This is a genomic window from Bradyrhizobium tropiciagri, assembly GCF_001189845.1.
GTDB lineage: Bacteria > Pseudomonadota > Alphaproteobacteria > Rhizobiales > Xanthobacteraceae > Bradyrhizobium > Bradyrhizobium tropiciagri.
The window spans coordinates 13,028-35,871 of record NZ_LFLZ01000027.1; the positions used below are offsets into that span (position 1 = coordinate 13,028).

The following is a 22,844-nucleotide window of genomic DNA, read 5'->3' on the forward strand; positions in this document are numbered from 1 at the left end:
ATTACACTATACGGTATAGTTTGCATATCCGGAGCGGGTCCTGTCAAGCAGGCGCCGTTCCGGCAGGCGGGTCGAATCCAGCGCTCAGGAGCTGGATGCCCGTGGAGCGATTGTTCAGCTTGAATGGTCCGCCGTTGAGGCGCTCGAGTGTGTAAGGCAAAGGTCGGGTTGTGGCCCAACTCGGACCTCCGGCGATATCAGCTCTTGCGATGCTGTTGAGGGCTAAGCAGACGTAAGCCCCGAAGGGGCTCGTTGCCTTTATGAGCACATGCCCTAGACTTCGCGGCCAAACTCGGGAGGACAACCGATGATTTGCGACCGCTACGGCCTGCCGCTGACCACCACCTCGGACCGCGCCGCCGCCTATTATGTCGACGGCGTCGACCGCATGCTGGCGGCGCTGCACGGCGCCGATGCGGCGTTCGAGGCGGCGATCGCCGAGGACCCGGATTTCGCGTTGGCCCATCTCGGCCGCGCCCGCGTCCATCAGCTCAACATGGAAGGCGCCGCGGCCCGCGCCAAGGCCGGCGATGCGCGGCAGCGCGCAGCGGTCGCGACCCCGCGCGAGCGCCAGCACATCGAGATCATCGCATCCGTGATCGAGGGCCAAGGCAAGAAGGCGATGACGGCGGCCGAACAGCATCTCAGCGAATATCCGCGCGATGCGCAGATACTCTCGCTGTTGCTCGGCGCCTTCGGCCTCTATGCCTTCTCCGGCCGGTCCGACCATGACGCCGCGCGGCTCGCAATCTCCGAGCGTTACATCAATGACTATGGCGACGATTGGTGGTTCCTCACCTATCTCGGCTGGTCGAAGACCGAGGCCGGCGACCTCGTCTCGGGCCGCGCCGTCACCGAGCGCGGCTATGCGCTGAAGCCGGAGAACGCCGGCGCCGCGCATGCGGTGGCGCATGCGCTGTTCGAGCAGGGCGACGCGGCGGAAGGCCGCAGCTTCCTCTCCGCCTGGCTGCCGGCGAATGATCGCACCAGCTTCCTGCAGGGCCATCTCGCCTGGCACCTCGCCTTGATCGCGATCGAGGAAGGCGACGCCGACAGCGCGCTCGGCATTTACGAGCAGCACATCAAGCCGGCGGGCCGACCCTACCCGCCACTGAATATCTACACTGACACGGCTTCGCTGCTGTGGCGGCTGTCGGTCGCCGGTAAGACCGGTCTCGAGGCCCACTGGCAGGATGTTGCCGCCTATGGCGACGGCTACTTCCCGAAGGCCGGCGCGCATTTCGCCGACGTCCACCACGCGCTGGTCGCGGCCACGACCAACAATGACGCGCTCGAGGCGCGGCTCGCCGAGATGGCGGCGCGCGACGCCGACGGCAAGCTGGCGCCCGGCCCTGCCGCGATCGGGCTCGGCCGCGGCATTGCCGCCTTCGCCGCCGGCGACCATGACAACGCCGTGCGCATCCTGGCGCCGCTGATGCCCGAGCTGGTGCGGATCGGCGGCAGCCATGCGCAACGCGAATTGTGGGAGGACACCTTCATCGTGGCGTGCCTGCGCGCCGGTCAGGGCCGGCAAGCAACAAGCTTGATCTCGGACCGGCTGCATCGCCGTCCATCGCGGCGCGACCTCGCCTGGTCACAGGAGGCCGCGCGGCAATAGCCGATTCTCAATCCGGCTTTGCCATGAACGCCGCGAGCGCATCGCGATCGGCTTGCGGCATGGTCAATCCGAGCTTGGAGCGGCGCCACAGCACGTCGTCGGGAAAGCGCGCCCATTCCTTGCGCATGAGGTAGCGCACCTCGGCGCCGGTCAATTCGGGACCAAAGGCGGGGCCGAGATCGGCCTTCTGCTTCGCATCTCCCAGAACATCCCTGACGTTCAGCCCATAGGCGGCCACCAGCCGGCGCGCCTGGTCCTCGCCGAGGAAGCGCCAGCGGTCGCGGGCGATGTCGACCTCGGTCTCAAAGCGCTGCCAGGCGAATTCGCCGCCGGGCAGTGGTGCGGTCGCGGTCCAGCGCGGCGTCATCGGATAGAACCGCGTGAACTCCGACACCGCCCGCTCGGCACGACGCCGCGCGGTGGTCACGTCGCCGCCGAAGATCGTGAGCAGCGGCGCCCTGCCGCGCCTGTAGTCGAGCGAGGCAGCACCATCGCTCCTCTGCCGGCGCGCGGATGCGACGACGGAATTGGCGCTGGAAATCGTTCGCAGCACATCGGCCGGGGTGATCTGCTCGCGAAAATAGCGATTAGCCGCGTCGCAGAGATAGGCCACCTCACGCACGCCCATGGCGACGATGGCGGGATCGCCCTTGAAGGCATGACTGACGCTGCCGATCAGGGTGAAGTCGCGCTCATAGGGACTGGCGAAGATCAACTGTCCGTCGGAGTTCTGGAACGCATAGACATTGTCGCAATCGAACAGGCGGCGCACCACGATCTGGCTGATCTGCACGGTCGCGAGCTGCGGCGCCGGCACCCGCAACACGGTCTCGGCGACGGAGGCGGTCCATGCGCCTGAGGCATTGACCAGCGACCGCGCCGTGATCACCCGCCGATAGCCGCGGTCGATCGCAACCAGCCGCCAGGTGCCGCCGCGCTCGGCCCGGGTCACGCGTGCGCCGGTGCGGATCTCGGCGCCGCGCGCCGCCGCATCGACGGCGGTCAGCACGACGAGCCGGGAATCGTCGACGACGCAGTCGGAATATTCGAACGCGGTTCCGAACGGCCGTTTCAACGCATTGCCGACCGGATGGTGGGTGACGTCGAGTGTCGTCGAGCGCGGCAGGCCGCTGCGCGAGGCCAAATGCTCATAGAGCAGCAGCAACGACCGCAAATGCCACGGCGGACGTTCCTCGGCATGCGCCGGGATCGCGAAGCGCATCGGCCGCACCAGATGCGGTGCGATGCGCAGCCAGACGTCGCGTTCCCTGAGCGCCCTGCGGACACGGAAGAACTCGCGCCGTTCCAGACCGCCGAGGTCGCCGTGGACCAGCCGCGGCGAGGCCTGCGACGCGCCGGAGCCGAGATCGCCCTGCTCCAGCAGGATCACGCGCAGGCCGCGGCCGGCCGCGTCGCGAGCCACGCTCGTGCCGTTCAGGCCACCACCGATGATCGCGACGTCATAGTCCGCCATGCACGACGCCTATCGCATTTCAATGCGAACGAAATACGTGCTCGCAGAAAAAATGCGCGAAGGAGGTGCGCTCCCTCTCCCGCTTGCGGGGGAGGGCTGGGGTGGGGGCTCTCTCCTCGAGTCACATTGTGGATGGAGCCCCCACCCGCATCGCATCTTCGATGCGACATAGCCGAAGCTTCGCTTCGGCGTTCTTCAAGGACGGTCGCCGAAGGCGACCTATGCTCCCCAGCAAACGGGACAGGTGTAGCCGACGTGCCGCGAGACCAATCAATCTGACGTCATCGTGCTCGCACCGACTGAAGCGAAGAAGTGTTCGGGCCCGTCGACCTCGATCAGCTTCTTGCCTTCGATCACCCAGAACCGGTTGGCCACCGTCCGCACGAACTGGCGGTCGTGCGACACCAACAGGCAGCTCGCCTGCTGCTCCATCAGTTCCTCCTCCAGCGTCTCCTGGCCCTCGATGTCGAGGTGGTTGGTCGGCTCGTCGAGCAGATAGAAGTTCGGCTGCGTGAGCCGCAGCACCAGCATGCCGAGACGGGCCTTCTGCCCGCCCGACAGCCGCCCGATCGGACGGCCCTGCATCTCGATCGAGAGGCCGGCGCCGGCGAGCAGGCCGCGGGCACGCTGATCGCCGACCTCGAAGCGCCGCGTCAGCATGCGCATCGGCGTGTCGCCATCCCTGAGATCGGCCAGCGCCTGGTCGCAATAGCCCAGCATCAGCGCCTCGGTGGCCCGGATTTCGGCGGCCGCCTCGGGGGTCTCGATCGCCAGCCGCAGCGCCGCGACGAACCGGGTCTTGCCGGCGCCGTTCGGCCCGAGCAGCGCGATCCGGTTGCCCTTGCAGATGAACTGCTGGCCCGTCCTGAATAGCTGCCGGCCGTCGGGGGTGGCGATCGCAGCGTTGTTCAGCCTGATCAGCACCTTGGCATGGGTGTCGCGGTTGGCGAGCGGATCGTGCCGGCCGAGCGTTCCACATGCGCCGGCCTCGCCGTCTCCTCCAGCCTCTCCGCACGCTGCTTCAATTGCCTGGTCTTCGACAGCAGGAGGTCGCTGCCGGAATTGATGCCGAGGTTGTTGAGCTTCGCGGCCTGCTGCCGGAGCTGACGGACGGTCTTCATGTCGCGCTGATAGCGCCGCTCGTCGGAGGCATCGAATTCGTCGACCGCCGCCTGCGCCGCGGTGTAGGGCAACGCGAACAGCTGCGACCGCTCCGGGCGCAGGAACAGCGTCCGGTTGGTGGTCGCGTCGAGGAAGGCGCGATCGTGGCTTGCGATCACCACCGGCATCTCGCGCGGCAGCGCGTTCAGCCAGGTCTCGAGCCGGGCGATCTTGGCGAGGTCGAGATGGTTGGTCGGCTCGTCGAGCAGCAATATGTCGGGCTCGGTCACCAGCACGCGGGCGAGCAGCGCAAGCCGCAGCCAGCCGCCGCTCAGCTGCTTGAGCGGCCGCGCCCACAGTTCCTCCGGCACCTCCAGCGATTGCAGGGCGACGTCGACCCGCCAGCTTTCGCTGCCGCGTTGTTCGCCGGGCAGCGCGTCGAGGACGGCGGCGTGGAACGCCGTGTCCAGCAGGCTCAGTGGCGCGTCCTGCTCGACATGGCCGACGGTCAGGCCGCGCGCGCGGGTGATGTCGCCTTCATTGGGCTCCATCGCGCCGGCGATACAGCGGAGCAGCGTGGATTTGCCGCGGCCGTTGGCGGCCACGAGGCCAATCCGGTCGCCGGCATTGACGGCGAAATTCAGTTCGGAAAACAGCGGCGCGTTCAGCGTCACGCCGAGATTGCGTACATTGATGAGGGACACGATCAATTCTCTGGTCTTGCCGGCGATCACGACGACATCGCGAGGCATCCAGCCATCGGATGTGCGTGTCGAAGCGCGGCGAGGGATTTGAGTGCAGGCACGAACGCTCAAACGTTCGACGCCGCACGGCCACGAAGGGCAGACCAGGAAGAGATTTTAGGCGAGTTTCCGGTCAGCCCTGCAAACGCATTTGCAGGGCGTTGACGGGGCCACGCTTGAGGTGGGGATCGTTGAATCGCGCCACGACGCAGCCCTCCTTTCTCGGAACACATGTTGTGGTGGGTCGAGATTTAACCGGACGTGCCACGGATGGCAAGCGCAGCCGGCGGAGCCGCCCGAGGTACAGGCCCGTCTAACCAGCTCTACGCACGGTTTCCGCCAGGTGGTCGCCGCCGACCAGCGCGGCAAATTGACCGATCGGGGCCGGCCGGCCGATCAGATAGCCCTGCACCGCATCGCAGCCTTCCTCGGCGAGGAAGCCGAGCTGCGCCTCGGTCTCGACGCCTTCGGCGACGATCGACATTTCGAGGCCATGGCCGAGATCGATCACCGCGCGCACGATCGCGGCCGATTGCGGATTGCGGCCGAGATTGATGACGAAGGCGCGATCGATCTTGATCTTGTCGAACGGAAACGCCTGCAGATAGCTCAGCGAGGAATAGCCGCTGCCGAAATCATCCATCGAGATGCGCACGCCGAGCGCCTTCAGCCGCCGCAGCAGCGACAGGCCGCGGTCGAAATCCTCGATCAGCACGCCCTCGGTGATTTCGAGCTCGAGGCGGTCGGGCGTCAGCCCGGTCTCGAGCAGGATCGAATGGACGAGGCCGACGAGGTCGCCGTGGGTGAACTGCGCCGGCGACAGGTTGACGGCGACCTGCATCGGCACCGCCCAGGAGGCCGCCTCGCGGCAGGCCTCGCGCAGGATCCATTCGCCCATCTCGACGATCAGGCCGCTTTCTTCCGCCAGCGGAATGAAGTCGCTGGGCGGCACGAAGCCGCGCACCGGGTGGTGCCAGCGCGCCAGCGCCTCGAAACCGATGATCTGGCTGCCCGCAACGCTCGCGCCCGCCGCCGCCTGCGGCTGGTAGTAGAGCGACAATTCGCCGTTCTTGATCGCGACCGACAATTCCTGGTGCAGCACGCGGCGATCGCGGATCTGCTGGTCCATCTCGGGCTCGAAGATCGAGATCGTGCCGCGCGACTTTGCCTTGGCGCGGAACAGCGCCGCGCCCGAATTGGCCAGCAGCGAGGCCGCGTCGGATCCATTGGCGGGGAATACCGCGATGCCGGTGGTGAGGCCGGTGCGCACCGACTTGCCGTCGATCAGGAAATCCGCACCCAGCGCCTCGGCGGCCTGCTCGGCCAGCGCAATGCCGGCGACGGGCTGCTTGCCGTCGATGATAAGGCCGAATTCGTCGCCGGACAGCCGCGCGACCACGCCGCCGCGCGCCACGGTCTGCAAACGCTGCGCGACCTCGATCAGCACCTTGTCGCCCATCGCATGGCCGTAGACGTCGTTGATCTCCTTCAGCCCGTCGAGGTCGACGCAGAGCACGGCGAACTCCTCGTCGGTGCCGTCGCAGGCCTCGATCATCTGGGTCAGCGCCTGCAGGAAGGCGGCGCGGTTCGGCAGATCGGTCAGGCCGTCATGATAGGCCATGTGCGCCATGCGCGACTCGGTCTGGCGCCTGTCGGTGACGTCCTCATGGGTCTTGATCAGATATTGCGGCTCGCCATGATCATCGAGCACGGTCATGCGGCGGGTCAGGAACAGCCGCAGACCATCCTTGGTCGAGATCGGGTGCTCCTCGGCGATCATGCTGCGCTTGCGGATCGCGGCCTCGTCGCGGGCGATGATCAGCTTGGCTTCGCGCGCGTTGAAGATGTCGGACGCGGTCAGGCCGGCGGCATCCTCGCGGCGGCGGTTGAGGATCGTCTCGGCGCTGCGGTTGGCCAGCAGGTAGCGGCCGTCGCTGACGCGCTGCACGATCAGCGAGACCGGGATGTTGTCGACCACGAGCTCGAGGAATTTCTTGTTGTTCTCGAGCTCGCGCGACAGCGAGCGGCGGTCGGTGACGTCCTCGAACAGCGCGATCAGGAACTCCGGCTCGCCAGCCTCGTTGCGGGCGATCACCCGGTTCGACGCCAGGATGCGCTTCTCCGCACCGCGTTCGACGAAGAATTCGCTGCGGTGATAGCCTTCCGGCGCGTCCAGCGCCGCGCGGTCGGCCGTGTCGATGCTGAGCGCGGTCTCGGGACGGAAGATCTCGTCGGCGCGCTTGCCGACGATGTGATCGCGCGAGAACCGCGAGAAGCGCTCGAACGCGCGGTTGGCGAAGATGTAGCGGCCGTCCTCGATGTTCTTGGCCGCGACGCAGACCGGGACGTTGTCGAGCACGGATTCGAGGAACTGCGTGGTCGAGGCCAGCTTGCGCGACAGCTTGCGCTGGTCGGTGCAATCGAGATGGGTCGCGACCGAACCGCCGTTCGGCAACGGAAAATATTTCACCAGCACCGACTTGCCGCCCGGCAGTTCGGTGACCAACCCCTCGGGCGCTGCGGCCCTCGCAAAGAAATCGTCGACGCTGACGTCGAGCACGCCGCGGCTGCGGCGCAGCTCCAGCAGCTCGGTGCCGGTCATGTGGCGCCGGATGTCGGCGCGCGACAGGCCGTAGATGTCGAGATAGCGGTCGTTGCAGAACACGATGCGCCCCTGCGCATCGGTCATCACCACGCCCTGGTTCAGATGGTTGAGGGCCGACGACACGAAGGCGTTGCGCCGCAATTGCGCGCGCTTGACCCTGCGCAGGGCGGAGAGCACCCAGAGCCCGACCGCACCGAGGAAGGAGGCAACCACCACGCTGCCGATCAGGAGTTCCCAGACCACGCCGGGATCGAGGTCACCGAGATAGGTCGAGGGCGCGAAGGCGGCCGAGGCGGCCCGGGCTGCACTGAACGGCACGACGGCGGCGATCAGGCAAAGGACGGCCCTTGCCGGAATCGAATTCTTCCCGCCCGCCTGCCACTTCCTGCCAGCCATCGATCACCCGCGGATTTCCCCGGCGAGTGTCCGGCTCCGGCGGTTTGGATCGGGTAAACGCGTACGGATGCAACTGGACAATGCGAGTTAATTTACGGCAATTGCCCTGACATGATTAATGCTCCACTAACGCGGCATGGCTCCCCGACAATTTGAGATGGCCCAACCACTTGCCCGGAACGAGCGGATCGGCTGAACGATGTTGGCGGCCATGGCCAAGGCGTGGCTGCGCGAAAATATTCGGACCTGAAGGACGTGATGGACAGGGTTGATTGCGTGATCGTCGGTGCGGGGGTGATCGGCCTCGCCGTGGCGCGCCGGCTGGCACAGGCTGGCCGCGAAGTGATTGTGATCGAGGAGACCGATGCGATCGGCACGGTGACCTCGTCACGAAACAGCGAGGTGATCCACGCCGGGATCTACTACAAGGCCGGCAGCCTGATGGCGCGGATGTGCGTCAGCGGCAAGCGGGCGCTCTACCGCTACTGCGCCGAGCACGGCATCCCGCACAAGAATTGCGGCAAGCTGATCGTTGCCACCACGCCTGCGGAGACCGAGAAACTGCAGTCGATCCGCTCGCATGCCGCGGCCAACGGCGTCGACGACATGCAGCTGTTGTCCGGCGAGGCGGCGCGCGCGCTGGAGCCGGCGCTGAACTGCGACGCGGCGCTGCTGTCGCCCTCGACCGGGATCATCGACAGCCATGCCTACATGCTGGCGCTGCGCGGCGACGCCGAGGCGGCCGGGGCGGCGTTCGCGTTCCATACGCCGCTGCTCCACGCCAGGGCGACGGCCAACGGGTTCGAGATCGAGGCCGGCGGCGCAGCGCCCATGACGCTCGCCTGCGATCTCCTGGTCAATGCCGCCGGCCTCGGCGCGACGGCGGTCGCGCGCAGCGTCGAGGGCATGCCGATCGCGTTGATTCCAACCGCCTATTTGGCCAAGGGCAATTACTTCAGCTGCAGCGCCAAAGCGCCGTTCTCGCACCTGATCTATCCGGTGCCGGAGCCCGGCGGGCTCGGCGTCCATCTGACGCTCGACATGGCCGGACAGGCAAGGTTCGGCCCCGACGTCGAATGGATCGATCACATCGATTATGCGGTCGATCCGGCCCGGGCCGACCGGTTCTATCCGGCGATCCGGAAATACTGGCCGACCCTGCCGGATGGCGCGCTGATGCCGAGCTATTCGGGAATCCGGCCCAAGATCGTGCCGCCGGCGGTGGCAACCCAGGACTTCCTGATCCAGGGCCCGGCCGATCACGGCGTCGCCGGCCTGATCAACCTGTTCGGGATCGAGTCACCAGGGCTGACGTCGTCGCTTGCGGTCGCCGACCATGTCGGCGCGCTGGTGCAGCTCTGAGCAAATGCAGCATAGCCTCCCGGGGGACGCGCGCTTTGGCGCTCATCCCTCGGTGAAAGGCCAGATTATTTGCGAATTTACAGGGGGACCGGCTTAGTGGACCGTGTCGTCGGCGGAAAGTCTCAACCGCTCGATTTGATCCTTGACCATCAGCTTGCGGCGCTTCAGCTCGCAAATATGCAGGTCGTCTACTGAGGGGTGAACGAGCGCTTCGTGCAGTTCGTTCTCGAGTATTTTGTGTTTACGCTCCAGCTCAACGAGATGGGCCTGTATCGCCATTGCGAACTCTCCTCGGTGCGTTAAACCTCAGGTTCGATCCGGACTCCTGAGTGTACACAAGTGGGCGGTACTGTCGATAGGGGACGCGAAATGCCGCATGCACTCATTTCGGTTTATCTGTAACCAATCGTGATTGTGGAACCGGTCCGGCTTGCGCGGCGCGCGCGCAGGGAGGATATTCCGGTAAGCGGCTGCTTCGGCCGCAACAACCTCATCGTGCTTACCAGTTAATACACAACCATGAACGATCAGGATGAGCGCGAACTCCTCGCCGAGCTTGCGCGTCTGCAACAAGAGCACCGCGACCTCGATGCCGCGATCGACGCGCTGCATCAGTCGCCAGCGCCGGACCTCCTGATGCTGCAGCGCCTGAAGAAGCGGAAGCTGCAATTGCGCGACCGCATCGCCTTCATCGAAGATCAGATCACGCCCGACATCATCGCCTGACGCGCGCCGATGGGTTCGGCGGCCCGCCGGTTCAGGTCGACCCGTGGGTTTTCCCCGTCATCCACAGCGCCTCGTTGCCAGCCGCCTCGTTGGCTTCACGTTCGCGGCAACGGACGCGCGCGGTTTTCGCCGCTTGACTCCAAAAGAACAAAATAAGAACATGCCGATCCAGCCGCCAGCCATCAGAGGGAGTTTCGCCATGTCCGCACCGCCGTCCCTGCCCGAGCACAGCCACTACGAGAAGGCCTGCGACCAGGCGATCGCGATGTGCGACGGCAACCTGCGCAGCACCATCAAGGCGCTGATCATGGCCAACGAATATCTGGAAGCCGAGCTCGAGGAATTGCAGGCCGCGATCACGGCCGGCTGCGTGCCGGCGCGAAGCCATGCGGCCAGCGACGCCGCCTGATCCTTGTCCTGACCTTGGCCTGACCTTCAAGGGAGCACAGCAATGGCGGACGTGACCTATTACGTGGCACTGCCCTTCATGCAGGACGACGACGGCACGCCGGTCGCCGGCAGCGCCGAGGAATGCCAGAGCTCGGCGATCGCGCTGCGCCGGGCGGAGACGATGTCGCGGATGCCCGGCAGCATCGGCGCCGTCGCGTTCAGCCGCACCGGTGATCCCGCGATCGGCGAATTCGGCGATGCCAAGCTGCTCCGCGCTTACGGCAATGTGCCGGAAGATCTCAGCGCGCTGTAACCGCTAGGGATGATGGGATCAGGTTAAGCTGGAACGGCCTCGAAAGTTCACCTCTCCCTTGGGAGAGGTGAACCGAGACCGCGCCAAGCCGATTCAACCAAAACTCATCCTGCTCTGGATTCTCCTTAGGATTCATGGCGCCGCTGCGCCTTGCGCACATACATCGCGCGATCAGCCTCATCGAGAACGCGATCGATATCCGAATGCGCGGTGAGGATCGCGACGCCTGCGGAGGCGCCCGCGGAGACGCGGCTGTCACGGAACACGAAGGTCAGGCGGTCGATCGCATCTTCCAGCGCAGCCGCCTTGGCACGCGCATCGGTCTCGCTGAGATTCCACAGCAGCACCGCGAACTCGTCGCCACCGAGACGGCCGACCACGTCGGAGGCGCGCACCTGGTCCGATATCGCGGCAACGATCTTCTTCAGCACCTCGTCGCCGGCCGCGTGCCCAAAGGCATCGTTGATCGGCTTGAGGCGATCGACGTCGAGCACGATCAGCGCGCCGGAGGCCTGATAGCGCTTGATGAAGGAGAGCGAACGGACGAGCTCGCGCTCGAAGCCGCGCCGGTTCAGGATGCCGAGCAGGAAGTCGGTCTCGGCCGAGGCCTGCAGCTCCTCGATCCGGGCTTGCGCCCGCGCCAGTTGCGCCCGCAACCGGCGGATGGTGGATTTGTCGCCGGATGCGACCGCGCCTCGCGTAGAAGCTCCGGTTCCAACCGCTTTGGTTCCAGCCCCCTTGCTACCAGTCCCCTTGCTTCCAGCGCCCTTGCTTCCAGTCCTGCCCGGCCCCGGTTTGCGCGCGGCGGCCGCGCCTTTGCGTCGTTTTGCGGTCCCTGAGGCGGCCGCCTTCGTCTTCTTCTTCATGCGCATCCTTGTTGAGGCCTGCTTATGAAGGCTTGCCGGGATTCACCAAGACAGGATAGTCCATTCTAACTCCCTTGCCACGCCTTGGATGAGAGCCGGGCCGTCCCTATAATCGGCCTATGCTTTTGGATTCCTGCACAGAATTGAAGAGATGACCGCTCCGATCGCCATCATCATGGGAAGCCAGTCCGACTGGGAAACCATGCGGCATGCCGCCGAGACCCTGGCTGCGCTGGGTGTTGCCTGCGAAACGCGCATCGTTTCGGCGCACCGCACCCCGGATCGGCTCTATGCCTTTGCCAAGGACGCCAAGGCTGCCGGGCACAAGGTGATCATTGCCGGCGCCGGCGGTGCCGCCCATCTGCCGGGCATGACGGCCGCGCTGACGGAGCTTCCGGTGTTCGGGGTTCCCGTCGAGTCGAAGGCGCTGTCGGGCGTCGATTCGCTGTACTCGATCGTGCAGATGCCGGCCGGCGTCCCGGTCGGGACGCTGGCAATCGGCAAGCCCGGCGCGATCAATGCCGCATTGCTCGCGGCAAGCGTGCTCGCGCTCAGCGATCCCGCTCTGTCGGCCCGCCTTGCCGCCTGGCGCAAGCAACAGACCGATGCGGTCAAGGACCATCCGGAGGGCGCGGCGTGACGGCTTCGAACCTCGTGAAGCTGAAGCCGGGCGACACAATTGGAATCCTCGGCGGCGGACAATTGGGCCGGATGCTGGCGATGGCCGCGGCGCGCCTCGGGCTGCGCTGCGAGGTGTTTTCGCCGGATCCGGATTCGCCCGCCTTCGATGTCGTGCAGAAGGCAACCTGCGCGGAATATGCCGACGTCGAGGCGCTCGAACTGTTCGCCAACGACGTCGACGTCGTCACCTATGAATTCGAGAACGTCCCAGCCGCGACCGCGATGGTGCTCGCCGCGCGCCGCCCGGTGCTGCCCGCGTACAAGATCCTCGAGACCACCCAAGACCGGCTGATCGAGAAGGATTTCATCTGCAAGCTCGGCATCGGCACCGCCGATTATGCCGACGTCTCCTCGGTCGCGACGCTGCGCGCGGCGATCGAACAAATCGGCCTGCCTGCTGTCATCAAGACCCGCCGCTTCGGTTATGACGGCAAGGGCCAGGCCATCATCCGCCCGGGCGATGACATCGAACGGGTCTGGGAGGATCTCGGCACCAAGTCGGCCATCCTCGAGGCCTTCGTGCCGTTCGAGCGCGAGATCTCGGTGATCGCGGCGCGCTCCGCCTCGGGCGAAGTCGAATGCTTCGACGTCACCGAGAACGAGCATCGCGACCACATTCTGAAGATCTCCCGCGCGCCGGCCGCGATTCCCGAGGCCCTTGCCGCGCAGGCGCGCGCAATCGCCGAGAAGATCGCCACTGCGCTCGACTATGTCGGCGTGCTCGCGGTCGAATTGTTCGTTGTCCCCGGCAACGGCAAGGCGGCGACGGTGCTGGTCAACGAGATCGCACCGCGCGTGCACAATTCCGGTCACTGGACGCTCGACGGCGCTTCGATCTCGCAGTTCGAGCAGCACATTCGCGCCATCGCCGGCTGGCCGCTGGGCAAGCCGGTGCTCCATGGCGAGGTGGTCACCATGACCAACCTGATCGGCGACGACATCCTGAGCTACGAGCAGTGGCTCACCGTTCCCGGCGCCACCGTGCATCTGTACGGCAAGGGCACGCCGCGCCCCGGCCGCAAGATGGGGCACGTCACCGAAGTGACGCCGCCCCGCAAGCCGTGAATTCTGCTGGAGCGCGATCGCGCTCTGGCGCATCGGGATCGTGGCGACCACGATCCCATTAGAGCATCGGCTCTGATTGAAATCGATGCTCTAGTTTTGTGCTTTGACGCGTTTTCTTCACGCGAACCGGCGTCCACTTCGCTCGAAAACGCTCTAGCCGATCACGCAGTCTTGACGCCGGCGACGATGCCGGTCGGCTCGTCGCTGAGCCAGCGATAGATCACGCCGCCGAGCGCGCCGCCGATCAAGGGCGCGACCCAGAACATCCAGAGTTGCGCCAGCGCCCAGCCGCCGACGAACAGCGCCGGACCGGTGCTGCGCGCCGGGTTCACCGAGGTGTTGGTGACGGGAATGCTGACGAGATGGATCATCACCAGCGCGAGGCCGATGGCGAGCGGCGCGAAACCGGCAGGCGCCTTGCCGTGCGTCGATCCCATGATGATGAACAGGAACATCATGGTCATCACCACCTCCATGATGAAGCACACCACCATGCTGTACTGGCCCGGTGAATGCGCATCATAGCCGTTGGAGGCGAAGCCCTTGCTGACATCGAAGCCGGGCGCGCCGCTGGCGATCACGTAGAGCAGGCAGGCCGCGATGATCGCGCCGGCAACCTGCGCGATGATGTAGGGCAGCACCTGGCCGCCGGGGAAACGCCCGCCCGCGGCAAGCCCGACGGTCACCGCCGGATTGAGGTGGCAACCCGAGATATGGCCGATCGCATAGGCCATGGTCACCACGCTCAGCCCGAAGGCCAAAGACACGCCGACCAGGCCGATCCCGACCTGCGGAAAGCCTGCCGCGATGACCGCGCTGCCGCAGCCAGCGAATGTGAGCCAGAACGTACCGATCAGCTCGGCTGCATACTTCTTCATATCCATGTGCGATCTCCCCTATTTCCAATGCCCGGGTCATCCAAAACGCCGGGAGCGGCCCTCAACCGGGCGCCAAATCACCCAAATCAGGGCCGCACCATGCATTTTCGCCCCATTTCGTGGCTTTACTAGGCCCGAAAGTCACTCGACCGGTGGACATCTGCGCGTTTGTCTGATACATGCGCGCGCCTAGGGTTAAGAGGCAGGCCTTTTGCCGCCCCTTCACCTCGCCAGAATTCCGAACCGATCAATTCAAAAGAGGATGCCGCGTGCAGGTTCTCGTCCGCGATAACAATGTCGACCAAGCCCTGAAGGCGCTGAAGAAGAAGATGCAGCGCGAGGGCATTTTCCGCGAGATGAAGCTCCGCGGTCACTACGAAAAGCCCTCTGAGAAGAAGGCTCGCGAAAAGGCCGAGGCCGTGCGCCGCGCTCGCAAGCTGGCGCGCAAGAAGCTGCAGCGTGAAGGCCTGCTGCCGATGAAGCCCAAGCCGGTGTTCGGCGCTGGTCCCGGTGGCGACCGCGGCGGCCGTCCCGGTGGTGCTGGCGCTGGTCGCGGCCCCCGCTGAACCGTTTTGCCGATCTGGAAGTCTAACAGCGCGGGCCTCGGGCCCGCGTTGTCGTTTTGAAGCAAGCCGCGTTCCGGGGTTCCCATGCAAGATTACCGGCAAGAGCATTTTGCATGACGGATGCTCCGGCGCCCCGCCCGCTCTTTCTGGCACCACCGCGCCGCCGCCGCGCGCCGCAGCTCATCATCGCAGTAACTCTCGGCCTGCCGCTTGCGGGCTGCTCCTTCGACCTCGGTTCATGGGGCTCGGACGACAAGCCGAAACCGGCCGCCACCGCCGACAAGCCGGCTGCCGACACCATCACGCCGCAGGATATCAACAGCGCCAGGGATCACGCCACGCGCGGCCAGGTGCTGGCGCATTCCGGCAAGGTCGACGAAGCGCAGGCGGAGTTCGAGCAGGCACTGACCTCCGACCCCTACAACATCCAGGCGCTGTACGGCCGTGGCCTGATCTATCAGGGCCGCGGGCAACATCAGCAGGCGATCGACGATTTCACCGCGGCCAGCGGGCTGTCGCCGCAGAAGGCCGAGCCGCTGGTCGGCCGCGCCACCAGCTACCTCGCGCTCGACAAAGCCAAGCAGGCCGCCAGCGACCTCGATGAGGCCGTGCAGGCCGATCCCAACAACGTTGCAGCGTGGAACGCCCGGGGGCAGGCCTATGAGCGGCTCGGCGACAAGGCCAAGGCGGCAGCGTCCTACAATCGCGCGCTGGCGCTGCGGCCGAATGACGGCAGCGCGCGCAGCGGGCTGGCGCGCACCGGCGGCTAAAGCCTGATGAGATCAGGTTGAGCTGTAACGGCGTCGAAAGTTCACCTCTCCCTTGGGAGCGGTCGATTTGCGCAGCAAATCAGGTGAGGGGTGACGGTCTATCGAGAGAGCAGAAGCCCTCACCCGGATTGCACTGGACGATCCTTCGCATCGCCAGGCGCCATCCGACCTCTCCCCGGCGGGGAGAGGTGAACCAAGACCGCGCCAAGCCGATTCAATCAAAACTCATCGCGCTTTACTTCAGCGGGACGCTTACTTCGGCAGGACGGCGTGGAACATCGACTTCATGCCGGAGAACATGTCGTCGGTCACCGAGCTGCGCTCATTCTTCGGCGCAGCCATAGCCGCGTCGGCGCGCAGGTCGAGCGGCGCCTGGATCACCGGGACCGGAATGTCGGCCGGCGGCGTCAGCCGGTTCGAATCCTGCGCATTGGCGGCGTAGGGCGGACGCGGCTGCGAGGATTGATCGGCATTGTCGCTGGACGGGTTCGACACCATGATCGGCGGCGGCAACGGCCGGATCGCCGACGAAGCAGTGGGGCGCTGCGCGTCGGGCAGGCGGGCAACATCGGTGCGCTGTGCATCCTGGGCACGCGCGGCTTCCTGCGGACGCTCCTTGCGCAGCCGCTCGATGGCGGCGCGCGCCAGATCGTTGGCGTCGCGGTTTTCTTCCGGCGTGGCGGCGGCCTCGACTGGCGCGGCCGACGTGGCGGGCGCGGCCGGCTGCGGCGCGGCGGGCGTCACCTTTGCGACAGCCTTCGACGCCGCCGGGTGATGGCGGGTGTCGGCGGGGATGCTCGCGGTATCGGCCGGAGCGTCAGACTTCTGGTCGGCGGATTTCTCGGCGGGCTTCTCGGTGACGGTGGCCTTCTCCGACGCCGACCGCTCGATCAGCGTGCGCTCGGACATGCCCTTGGCCTTCACGCCGGCTTCCGGAAGGCTGCTGACCACGGTGGCGGGCTTGGCAGCGGCTTTCGGATCGGCTTTGGGATCAACGGTGGCGGTCAAGGCTGCGGCTGCCGGCGCGTCCGGCTTGGCCACGATGTAGTGATTGACGATGTACGCCCCGATGATGGTCGCTGCCACCGAGGGTAAGATGTCCATCACAAATTTCTTCAGGTAACTCAGCATGACCTGCCACTCCCCACCCCGTTATTTCATGCTGGAACTTTGAGGCACATTCAGGGATCAACTGCGTCGGATCGGTGGCAAACCCCCGTTCCGACGTCACCTTTGGTGTCACTTTGGTTTCAGCCGGAGGCGCCCCCTGCGTAGGCCGCATCCACCTCCTAATTCATCGTGCAGCCGTTAACGGGTTATGAATTTCCACAGCCGCGCCGACTCGGACCTGCCATTCTGCGCGCGCAGGGTTACCGCCCGCATCAGGGCTTGAGTTCAACCTCCAGGAACACGATCTCGCTGGCGGTCTCGTTGAGCACGTCGTGCTGGACCCCGGCCTTGCGGAAATAGGACTTGCCGGCCCCGAGCTGCGCCTTCGAGCGCTCGCCGTTCGGCGCCACGATGGTCATCTCCCCGGCCGTGATCGGAACGATGACGTAATCCATCTCATGGGTGTGGTGGCCGGTGGCGCTGCCCGGCGCGAGCCGCCATTCGGTCACGCGAACCTCCGCCGTATCCACCTGCACATCCGATTTGGCGCTGAGCATCGTCATTTTCTCCGAGTTTCTTGTTTGAGCGGATCATCTACGGCACGAAAACCATGAACACGAACACCGCGAACACCACCATGTGAACGAGCCCGAACAGGATGTTGGTACGGCCGGTTCCGAAGGTGAGCATGCTGACCATGAAGGTGAGCAGCAGGATCAGCATATGCTGGTTGCTGAGCCCGAGCACCAGTTGCTTGTCGAGCACATTGGCAGCAAGGGCCACGGCGGGAACCGTGAGCCCGATGGTCGCGATCGAGGAGCCGAGCGCGAGGTTGATGCTCTTCTGCAGGTCGTTCTTGCGCGCCGCCGCCACTGCCGCAACGCTCTCCGGCAGCAGGATCAGGGCCGCCACGACAAGGCCGGCAAAGGCCGGCGGCGCACCGATCTTGACGGTGACGACGTCGACCACCAGCGAGAATTTCTTGGCCAGCAGCACCACCGCCAGCAACGACACCAGCAGCAGGGCCACGCTGATCGCGGTCATGCGATCCGACATCACCTCGCCATGCGCCGCCGCCTCATTGGCGCCGCTGACGAAGTAATCGCGGTGGCGGATGGTCTGGGTGTAGAGGAATACCGCGTAGAGCAGCAGGGTCACGACGCTGATCACGGCGAGCTGGGCCGTGGAGTAGATCGGGCCGGGCGCAGTCAGCGTGAAATTCGGCATGTCGAGCGTGATGGTCGCGAGCACGAACAGCACGCTGAGGTAAAGGTTGGCGCCGGTGATCTGGAAATCCTGCTCACGGTAGCGGATGCCGCCGATGAAGATGCAGAGCCCGACCAGGCCGTTGCAGACGATCATCACCACCGCAAACACCGTGTCGCGCGCCAGCGTCGGCGCCGGCGTGTCGCCCAGCATGATGGTGGAGATCAGCGCCACCTCGATGATCGTCACGGCGAGCGTCAGGAGCAGCGTGCCGAACGGCTCGCCGATCCGCTCGGCGATCATCTCGGCGTGATGGACGGCCGCAAACACGGTGCCGAACAGAATCACCAGCAGCACGGCCGCGAACACCCAGCCGGCGGCCGACGGCGCGAAGCTGTAGCCGGAGGCCGAGACCGCGGCAAACAACAGCACCGCCAGAACGGGATACAGCCAGGCCGATCGTGGCATCGGTCCGTGTGCGCTCATCGTGGGGTCCCCTCACTTCGATGGGACGATTATGCGATAGACAATCGCCGCCGTCAGCCTCTTGCGGCGTCGATGAACCGCCGCGCGGTCGCCATCCCACCGAAATCGTCGAGATTGTCGTGCCCGCCGCCGGGCAGGCGCACGAACTGCTTGGGCTCATGGGCGAGGCCGAACAGGCGCTCGCCGAACCCGATCGGGATCACCGGATCGTCGGTGCCGTGGATGATCAACAGCGGCGCCGTCACGCCTGTGATTCGCCGGTCGGAGTGGAATTGATCGCGCATCAGCAGGCTGATCGGCACATACCAGAAGTGCGCGCCGGCGACGTCGGCCGTCGACGTGTACGGCGCCTCCAGGATCAGTTTGCCGACGGGGTGCTCGGCGGCGAGCGCGACCGCAACGCCGGTGCCGAGCGAGAAGCCCCAAGCCACGATCTGCTCGGCGCGGTACCGCGCGGTGGTGAACGCGTAAGCCGCTGCGGCATCCTGCAGCAGCCCCTGCTCGCTCGGAGATCCGCTCGAACCGGCGTAGCCGCGATACGACAGCGCCACCAGCCCGGTGCCGTCGGCGATGATGCCCTTGAAGCGCGCCACGCGGCCAGCAAGGAAATCGCCATTGCCGGGAAAGAACAGCACGACGGGCCGGCCCGGCTTCGCCGGCACATGCCAGACGATGACCTTCTCGCCGTCGGTGGTTGTCAGCACGTGCTCTTCGGCTTCGGGAAGGCCGGCGGCTGCCGGCGCGGTGCGCCCGACCGGCGGGATCGGAAACAGCAATTCGCGCTGCTTGACGTACAGCACCGCAAGGCCACCGAGATAGACGACCGCGGCGACGATCAGCAGCCATTTCAGGATCGTCAGAACCACGCGCAAATCTCGCCTGCAGCTCTAGGTTTAGTGTGTCGGGTAATGTGAGACCCCATTGCTACTTTGCATGGGGTTGTTTTCGCAGTTTTGAGTCCCGGCCTTGGTCTTCAGTGGCCGCCGAGGTCGGCCTGCGCCTGGAATTGAGCAGCTTTTCGACCTCGAGCCTGATGCTGTCGGGAATGGGCCGGCAAGCGCAAACATTCGCATGCGTCACATGCCACCTGATGCGCTGCTCGCGCGTGGCCCGCGGCGGCATGCGATGTTCTCGATGCCACTCCCGGTTCAGCGCCATTCGCCGCCCGCCTTACATCGCCTTGACGATGTTCTCGGTCACCTTCTTGGCGTCGCCGAGCAACATCATGGTGTTGTCGCGGTAGAACAGCGGGTTGTCGATGCCGGCATAACCCGAGGCCAGCGAGCGCTTAATGAACATCACGGTGCCGGCCTTCCAGACCTGCAGCACCGGCATGCCGTAGATCGGCGAGGTCTTGTCCTCTTCCGCCGCCGGGTTGGTGACGTCGTTGGCGCCGATCACGAAGGCGATGTCGGCCTGCGCGAACTCGGAGTTGATGTCCTCGAGCTCGAACACCTCGTCATAGGGCACGTTGGCTTCCGCCAGCAGCACGTTCATGTGGCCGGGCATGCGGCCCGCCACCGGATGAATGGCGTATTTCACCTCGACGCCTTCCTTCTTCAGGAGGTCGGCCATCTCGCGCAGCGCGTGCTGGGCCTGCGCCACCGCCATGCCGTAACCGGGCACGATGATGACCTTGGAGGCGTTCTTCATGATGAAGGCGGCATCATCAGCCGAGCCGAGCTTGGCGGGCTTCTGCTCGCCACTGCCGCCGCCGGCGGCCGCGGTCTCGCCGCCGAAGCCGCCGAGGATCACCGAGATGAACGAGCGGTTCATCGCGTGGCACATGATGTAGGACAGGATCGCACCCGACGAGCCGACCAGCGCGCCGGTGATGATCAGCGCCGAGTTGCCGAGCGTGAAGCCGATGCCGGCCGCGGCCCAGCCGGAGTACGAGTTCAGCATCGAGATCACGACCGGCATGTCGGCGCCGCCGATCGGGATGATCATCAGCACGCCGAGCGCCAGCGCCAGGATCGTGATCATCCAGAAGTCGAACGCGCTGCCGGACAGCACGAGGCCGACGATGAAGAACACCAGCGCCAGCGCCAGCACGATGTTGATGATGTGGCGGAACGGCAGGATGATCGGCGCGCCGCTCATCCGCGCCGACAGCTTCAGGAACGCGATCACCGAGCCGGTGAAGGTCAGCGCGCCGATCGCGACGCCGAGCGACATCTCGACCAGGCTCTGCGGATGGATGTTGCCGGGCGTGCCGATGTCGAACGCTTCGGGCGCGTAGAACGCACCGGCGGCGACCAGCACAGCGGCCATACCGACCAGCGAGTGGAACGCGGCGACGAGTTCCGGCATCGAGGTCATCGGCACGCGGCGCGCGATCACGGCGCCGATGCCGCCGCCGATCGCGACCGCGAGAATCACCAGCAGCCAGGCCACGCCGCCGGCCGGCGGATGGCTCGCCAGCGTGGTGCCGACGGCGATCGCCATGCCGATCATGCCGAACATGTTGCCCTGGCGCGACGACGCCGGGCTCGACAGGCCGCGCAGCGACAGGATGAACAACACCCCCGCCACGAGATACAACAGTGCAGAGAGATTGGCGCTCATCTCAGGTCCCCCCAAAATTCTTACAACACCCCGAGGTGGTTGCCGTTACTTGGCTTTTTTCTTGTACATCGCCAGCATGCGCTGGGTGACCAGGAAGCCGCCGAAGATGTTGACGCAGGCGAAGATCAGCGCGACGAAGCCGAAGCCGCGGGCCCAGCCCGAACCGCTCGACACCATGCCGACGCCGACCGCGAGCAGCGCGCCGACCACGATCACCGACGAGATCGCGTTGGTCACGCTCATCAGCGGCGTGTGCAGGGCCGGCGTCACCGACCACACCACGAAATAGCCGACAAACACGGCGAGGACGAAAATCGACAGCCGGAACACGAACGGATCGACGGCCTGCGCGAGATGCTCCATGGCTTCTCTCCTTACTTCGGCTGGAAGTTGGGATGGATGACGGCGCCGTCCTTGGTCAGCGCGGTGGCCTTCACCAGCTCGTCGTCCCAATTGACCGCGAGCGCCTTGTTGGCCTTGTCGACCATCGTCTCGATGAACGAGAACAGGTTGCGTGCGTAGAGCCCCGAGGCCGAAGCCGCGACGCGGCCGGCGACATTGGTGTAGCCGACGATCTTGATGCCATCGGTCTCGACGACCTCGCCGGGCTTGGCGCCTTCGACATTACCGCCGCGCTCGACCGCGAGATCGACCAGCACGGAGCCCGGCTTCATCGATTTCACCATCTCGCCGGTGACGAGCTTCGGCGCCGGACGGCCCGGGATCAGCGCGGTCGTGATCACGATGTCCTGTTTCGTGATGTGCTCGGCGGTAAGCTGAGCCTGCTTGGCCTGGTACTCCTTGGACATTTCCTTGGCGTAGCCGCCCGCGGTCTGCGCGTTCTTGAACTCCTCGTCCTCGACGGCGAGGAACTTTGCGCCGAGCGATTCCACCTGCTCCTTGGTGGCGGGGCGGACGTCGGTCGCGGTGACGACGGCACCTAACCGCCGCGCGGTCGCGATCGCCTGCAGGCCGGCGACGCCGACGCCCATCACGAACACCTTGGCGGCCGGCACGGTGCCGGCGGCGGTCATCATCATCGGGAAGGCGCGGCCGAAGGCTTCGGCGCCCTCGATCACCGCGCGGTAGCCGGCCAGATTGGCCTGCGAGGACAAGACGTCCATCACCTGCGCGCGGGTGATGCGCGGCATCAATTCCATCGCGAAGGCGGACACGCCGGCATCGGCCATCGTCTTCAGCGCGGCCTCGTTGCCGTAGGGATCCATGATCGCGATGACCAGCGCACCGCGCTTGTATTTGGAGAGTTCGGAGGCCTCGGGCCGCTTCACCTTGATGATGATGTCGGCGTCCTTGAGCGCATCGGCACTGACGGTGGCGCCCGCCGCGGTGAGCTCCGAATCAGGCAGGCCCGACTTGATGCCGGCGCCGGGCTCGACCGCGACCTCGGCGCCGAGCGCCTTGAACTTCTTGATGGTGTCCGGCGAAACCGCAACCCGCGGCTCGGACGGATCGATTTCCTTGGCAACGGCGATCTTCATGGGCCCTCCGGCGGCGCGAGCGGCGCACGCGTCTTCAAACTAGCGTTATTTTCGCCAGATTGGATACCCCGGTTTTTACAGCCGGGTTCAACAGGAATTCCGGCACCGCCGCGGGACGGCGGCGCCGCTAGCCGATCAAGGATCAGACCAGGAAATAGGCCATCAGAGCGAGGAGGATGGCGACGCTGATCGTGCCCCATTTGACCAGCATGAGAAACCCTTCATAGGTCTGCTCATGCGCCACGTAATCGTTGCCGTCGGCGGTCGTATAGGCCACTTCGCTATGGTCTGCCATCGCTGTCCCCAGTCAGAAATTCGCGTTCTGCGAGCCATTACCGCAAACGGATTGGCAGGGCAACGGCGCGGTCCCTATCGGGTGATTTGGAGCGCAAATCGTCCCCGATTCACCCCTCGAGCGACG

At 65.6% G+C, this 22,844-nt stretch carries 22 protein-coding genes and 1 pseudogene; 9 read left to right on the forward strand and 14 right to left on the reverse strand.

The features are described 5' to 3' along the window. The first annotated feature begins 388 nt into the window (after positions 1–388). On the forward strand, positions 389–1,618 hold the full coding sequence (locus tag AKN84_RS21690) for a tetratricopeptide repeat protein (RefSeq protein WP_128971060.1): 1,230 nt from the start codon (positions 389–391) through the stop codon (positions 1,616–1,618). 7 nt (positions 1,619–1,625) lie between these two features. On the opposite strand, the gene AKN84_RS21695 is transcribed toward AKN84_RS21690, so the two are convergent. From AKN84_RS21695 to AKN84_RS21705, 3 genes and pseudogenes are all read right to left on the reverse strand, one after another. Then, positions 1,626–3,092 carry a glycerol-3-phosphate dehydrogenase gene (locus AKN84_RS21695; protein WP_050422664.1) on the reverse strand — a complete coding sequence of 489 codons (1,467 nt, stop codon included), beginning with the start codon at positions 3,090–3,092 and terminating at the stop codon, positions 1,626–1,628. 270 nt (positions 3,093–3,362) lie between these two features. Beyond that, positions 3,363–4,897, reverse strand: a pseudogene (locus AKN84_RS21700) (ABC-F family ATP-binding cassette domain-containing protein). A 352-nt stretch (positions 4,898–5,249) separates the two neighbouring features. Further along, entirely contained in the window at positions 5,250–7,937 is a 2,688-nt protein-coding gene (locus AKN84_RS21705; RefSeq protein WP_050422665.1) for a sensor domain-containing protein, read from the reverse strand. Between the two features lie 255 nt (positions 7,938–8,192). Here AKN84_RS21705 and AKN84_RS21710 point away from each other — a divergent pair, with 255 nt between their 5' ends. Continuing rightward, positions 8,193–9,299 (forward strand): NAD(P)/FAD-dependent oxidoreductase, encoded by a 1,107-nt coding sequence (locus tag AKN84_RS21710; RefSeq protein ID WP_347337359.1) that lies wholly within the window; start codon positions 8,193–8,195, stop codon positions 9,297–9,299. A 93-nt stretch (positions 9,300–9,392) separates the two neighbouring features. Here AKN84_RS21710 and AKN84_RS21715 read toward each other — a convergent pair whose 3' ends face one another. Beyond that, entirely contained in the window at positions 9,393–9,578 is a 186-nt protein-coding gene (locus AKN84_RS21715) for a YdcH family protein (RefSeq protein WP_050422666.1), read from the reverse strand. A 240-nt stretch (positions 9,579–9,818) separates the two neighbouring features. On the opposite strand from AKN84_RS21715, the gene AKN84_RS21720 reads away from it, so the two are divergent. From AKN84_RS21720 to AKN84_RS21730, 3 genes are all read left to right on the forward strand, one after another. Continuing rightward, on the forward strand, positions 9,819–10,025 hold the full coding sequence (locus AKN84_RS21720; protein WP_024583705.1) for a YdcH family protein: 207 nt from the start codon (positions 9,819–9,821) through the stop codon (positions 10,023–10,025). A gap of 199 nt (positions 10,026–10,224) precedes the next feature. Beyond that, positions 10,225–10,434 carry a hypothetical protein gene (locus AKN84_RS21725; RefSeq protein ID WP_050422667.1) on the forward strand — a complete coding sequence of 70 codons (210 nt, stop codon included), beginning with the start codon at positions 10,225–10,227 and terminating at the stop codon, positions 10,432–10,434. 42 nt (positions 10,435–10,476) lie between these two features. Continuing rightward, entirely contained in the window at positions 10,477–10,728 is a 252-nt protein-coding gene (locus AKN84_RS21730; protein WP_050422668.1) for a hypothetical protein, read from the forward strand. Positions 10,729–10,853: 125 nt separating this feature from the next. Here the strand turns inward: AKN84_RS21730 and AKN84_RS21735 are convergent, their stop codons facing one another. After that, on the reverse strand, positions 10,854–11,600 hold the full coding sequence (locus AKN84_RS21735) for a GGDEF domain-containing protein (RefSeq protein WP_050422669.1): 747 nt from the start codon (positions 11,598–11,600) through the stop codon (positions 10,854–10,856). A 145-nt stretch (positions 11,601–11,745) separates the two neighbouring features. Here AKN84_RS21735 and purE point away from each other — a divergent pair, with 145 nt between their 5' ends. Both purE and AKN84_RS21745 read left to right on the forward strand, forming a co-directional pair. Further along, positions 11,746–12,234: a 5-(carboxyamino)imidazole ribonucleotide mutase gene (gene purE / locus AKN84_RS21740; RefSeq protein WP_050422670.1), complete on the forward strand. Its 489-nt coding sequence runs from the start codon at positions 11,746–11,748 to the stop codon at positions 12,232–12,234. Next, positions 12,231–13,340, forward strand: coding sequence for a 5-(carboxyamino)imidazole ribonucleotide synthase (locus AKN84_RS21745; protein ID WP_050422671.1), 1,110 nt, complete (start codon positions 12,231–12,233; stop codon positions 13,338–13,340). The genes purE and AKN84_RS21745 overlap by 4 nt, the downstream gene beginning before the upstream one ends. Positions 13,341–13,501: 161 nt before the next feature. Here the strand turns inward: AKN84_RS21745 and aqpZ are convergent, their stop codons facing one another. Beyond that, the gene (aqpZ, locus tag AKN84_RS21750; RefSeq protein WP_050422672.1) at positions 13,502–14,224 is read right to left on the reverse strand and encodes an aquaporin Z; all 723 of its coding nucleotides are present in this window, start codon (positions 14,222–14,224) and stop codon (positions 13,502–13,504) included. A gap of 263 nt (positions 14,225–14,487) precedes the next feature. Here aqpZ and rpsU point away from each other — a divergent pair, with 263 nt between their 5' ends. Both rpsU and AKN84_RS21760 read left to right on the forward strand, forming a co-directional pair. Then, positions 14,488–14,784, forward strand: coding sequence for a 30S ribosomal protein S21 (gene rpsU / locus AKN84_RS21755; RefSeq protein ID WP_021078544.1), 297 nt, complete (start codon positions 14,488–14,490; stop codon positions 14,782–14,784). Positions 14,785–14,897: 113 nt separating this feature from the next. Then, on the forward strand, positions 14,898–15,554 hold the full coding sequence (locus AKN84_RS21760) for a tetratricopeptide repeat protein (RefSeq protein WP_050422673.1): 657 nt from the start codon (positions 14,898–14,900) through the stop codon (positions 15,552–15,554). A gap of 252 nt (positions 15,555–15,806) precedes the next feature. Here AKN84_RS21760 and AKN84_RS21765 read toward each other — a convergent pair whose 3' ends face one another. From AKN84_RS21765 to AKN84_RS21800, 8 genes are all read right to left on the reverse strand, one after another. Then, complete coding sequence (locus AKN84_RS21765) at positions 15,807–16,685, reverse strand: hypothetical protein (protein ID WP_050422674.1); 879 nt, start codon at positions 16,683–16,685, stop codon at positions 15,807–15,809. 251 nt (positions 16,686–16,936) lie between these two features. Next, the gene (locus AKN84_RS21770; RefSeq protein WP_028340624.1) at positions 16,937–17,221 is read right to left on the reverse strand and encodes a cupin domain-containing protein; all 285 of its coding nucleotides are present in this window, start codon (positions 17,219–17,221) and stop codon (positions 16,937–16,939) included. A gap of 37 nt (positions 17,222–17,258) precedes the next feature. Further along, positions 17,259–18,356 (reverse strand): calcium:cation antiporter, encoded by a 1,098-nt coding sequence (locus tag AKN84_RS21775; RefSeq protein ID WP_050422675.1) that lies wholly within the window; start codon positions 18,354–18,356, stop codon positions 17,259–17,261. A 53-nt stretch (positions 18,357–18,409) separates the two neighbouring features. Further along, entirely contained in the window at positions 18,410–19,216 is an 807-nt protein-coding gene (locus AKN84_RS21780) for an alpha/beta hydrolase (protein ID WP_050422730.1), read from the reverse strand. A 310-nt stretch (positions 19,217–19,526) separates the two neighbouring features. Then, positions 19,527–20,924: an NAD(P)(+) transhydrogenase (Re/Si-specific) subunit beta gene (locus AKN84_RS21785; RefSeq protein WP_050422676.1), complete on the reverse strand. Its 1,398-nt coding sequence runs from the start codon at positions 20,922–20,924 to the stop codon at positions 19,527–19,529. Between the two features lie 45 nt (positions 20,925–20,969). Further along, a complete protein-coding gene (locus AKN84_RS21790) occupies positions 20,970–21,287 on the reverse strand; it encodes a proton-translocating transhydrogenase family protein (RefSeq protein WP_016841609.1) in 318 nt (105 codons plus the stop codon). Between the two features lie 11 nt (positions 21,288–21,298). Further along, the gene (locus tag AKN84_RS21795) at positions 21,299–22,423 is read right to left on the reverse strand and encodes a Re/Si-specific NAD(P)(+) transhydrogenase subunit alpha (protein WP_050422677.1); all 1,125 of its coding nucleotides are present in this window, start codon (positions 22,421–22,423) and stop codon (positions 21,299–21,301) included. Positions 22,424–22,565: 142 nt separating this feature from the next. Then, positions 22,566–22,718 carry an aa3-type cytochrome c oxidase subunit IV gene (locus AKN84_RS21800; RefSeq protein ID WP_021078552.1) on the reverse strand — a complete coding sequence of 51 codons (153 nt, stop codon included), beginning with the start codon at positions 22,716–22,718 and terminating at the stop codon, positions 22,566–22,568. Positions 22,719–22,844 lie beyond the last annotated feature (126 nt).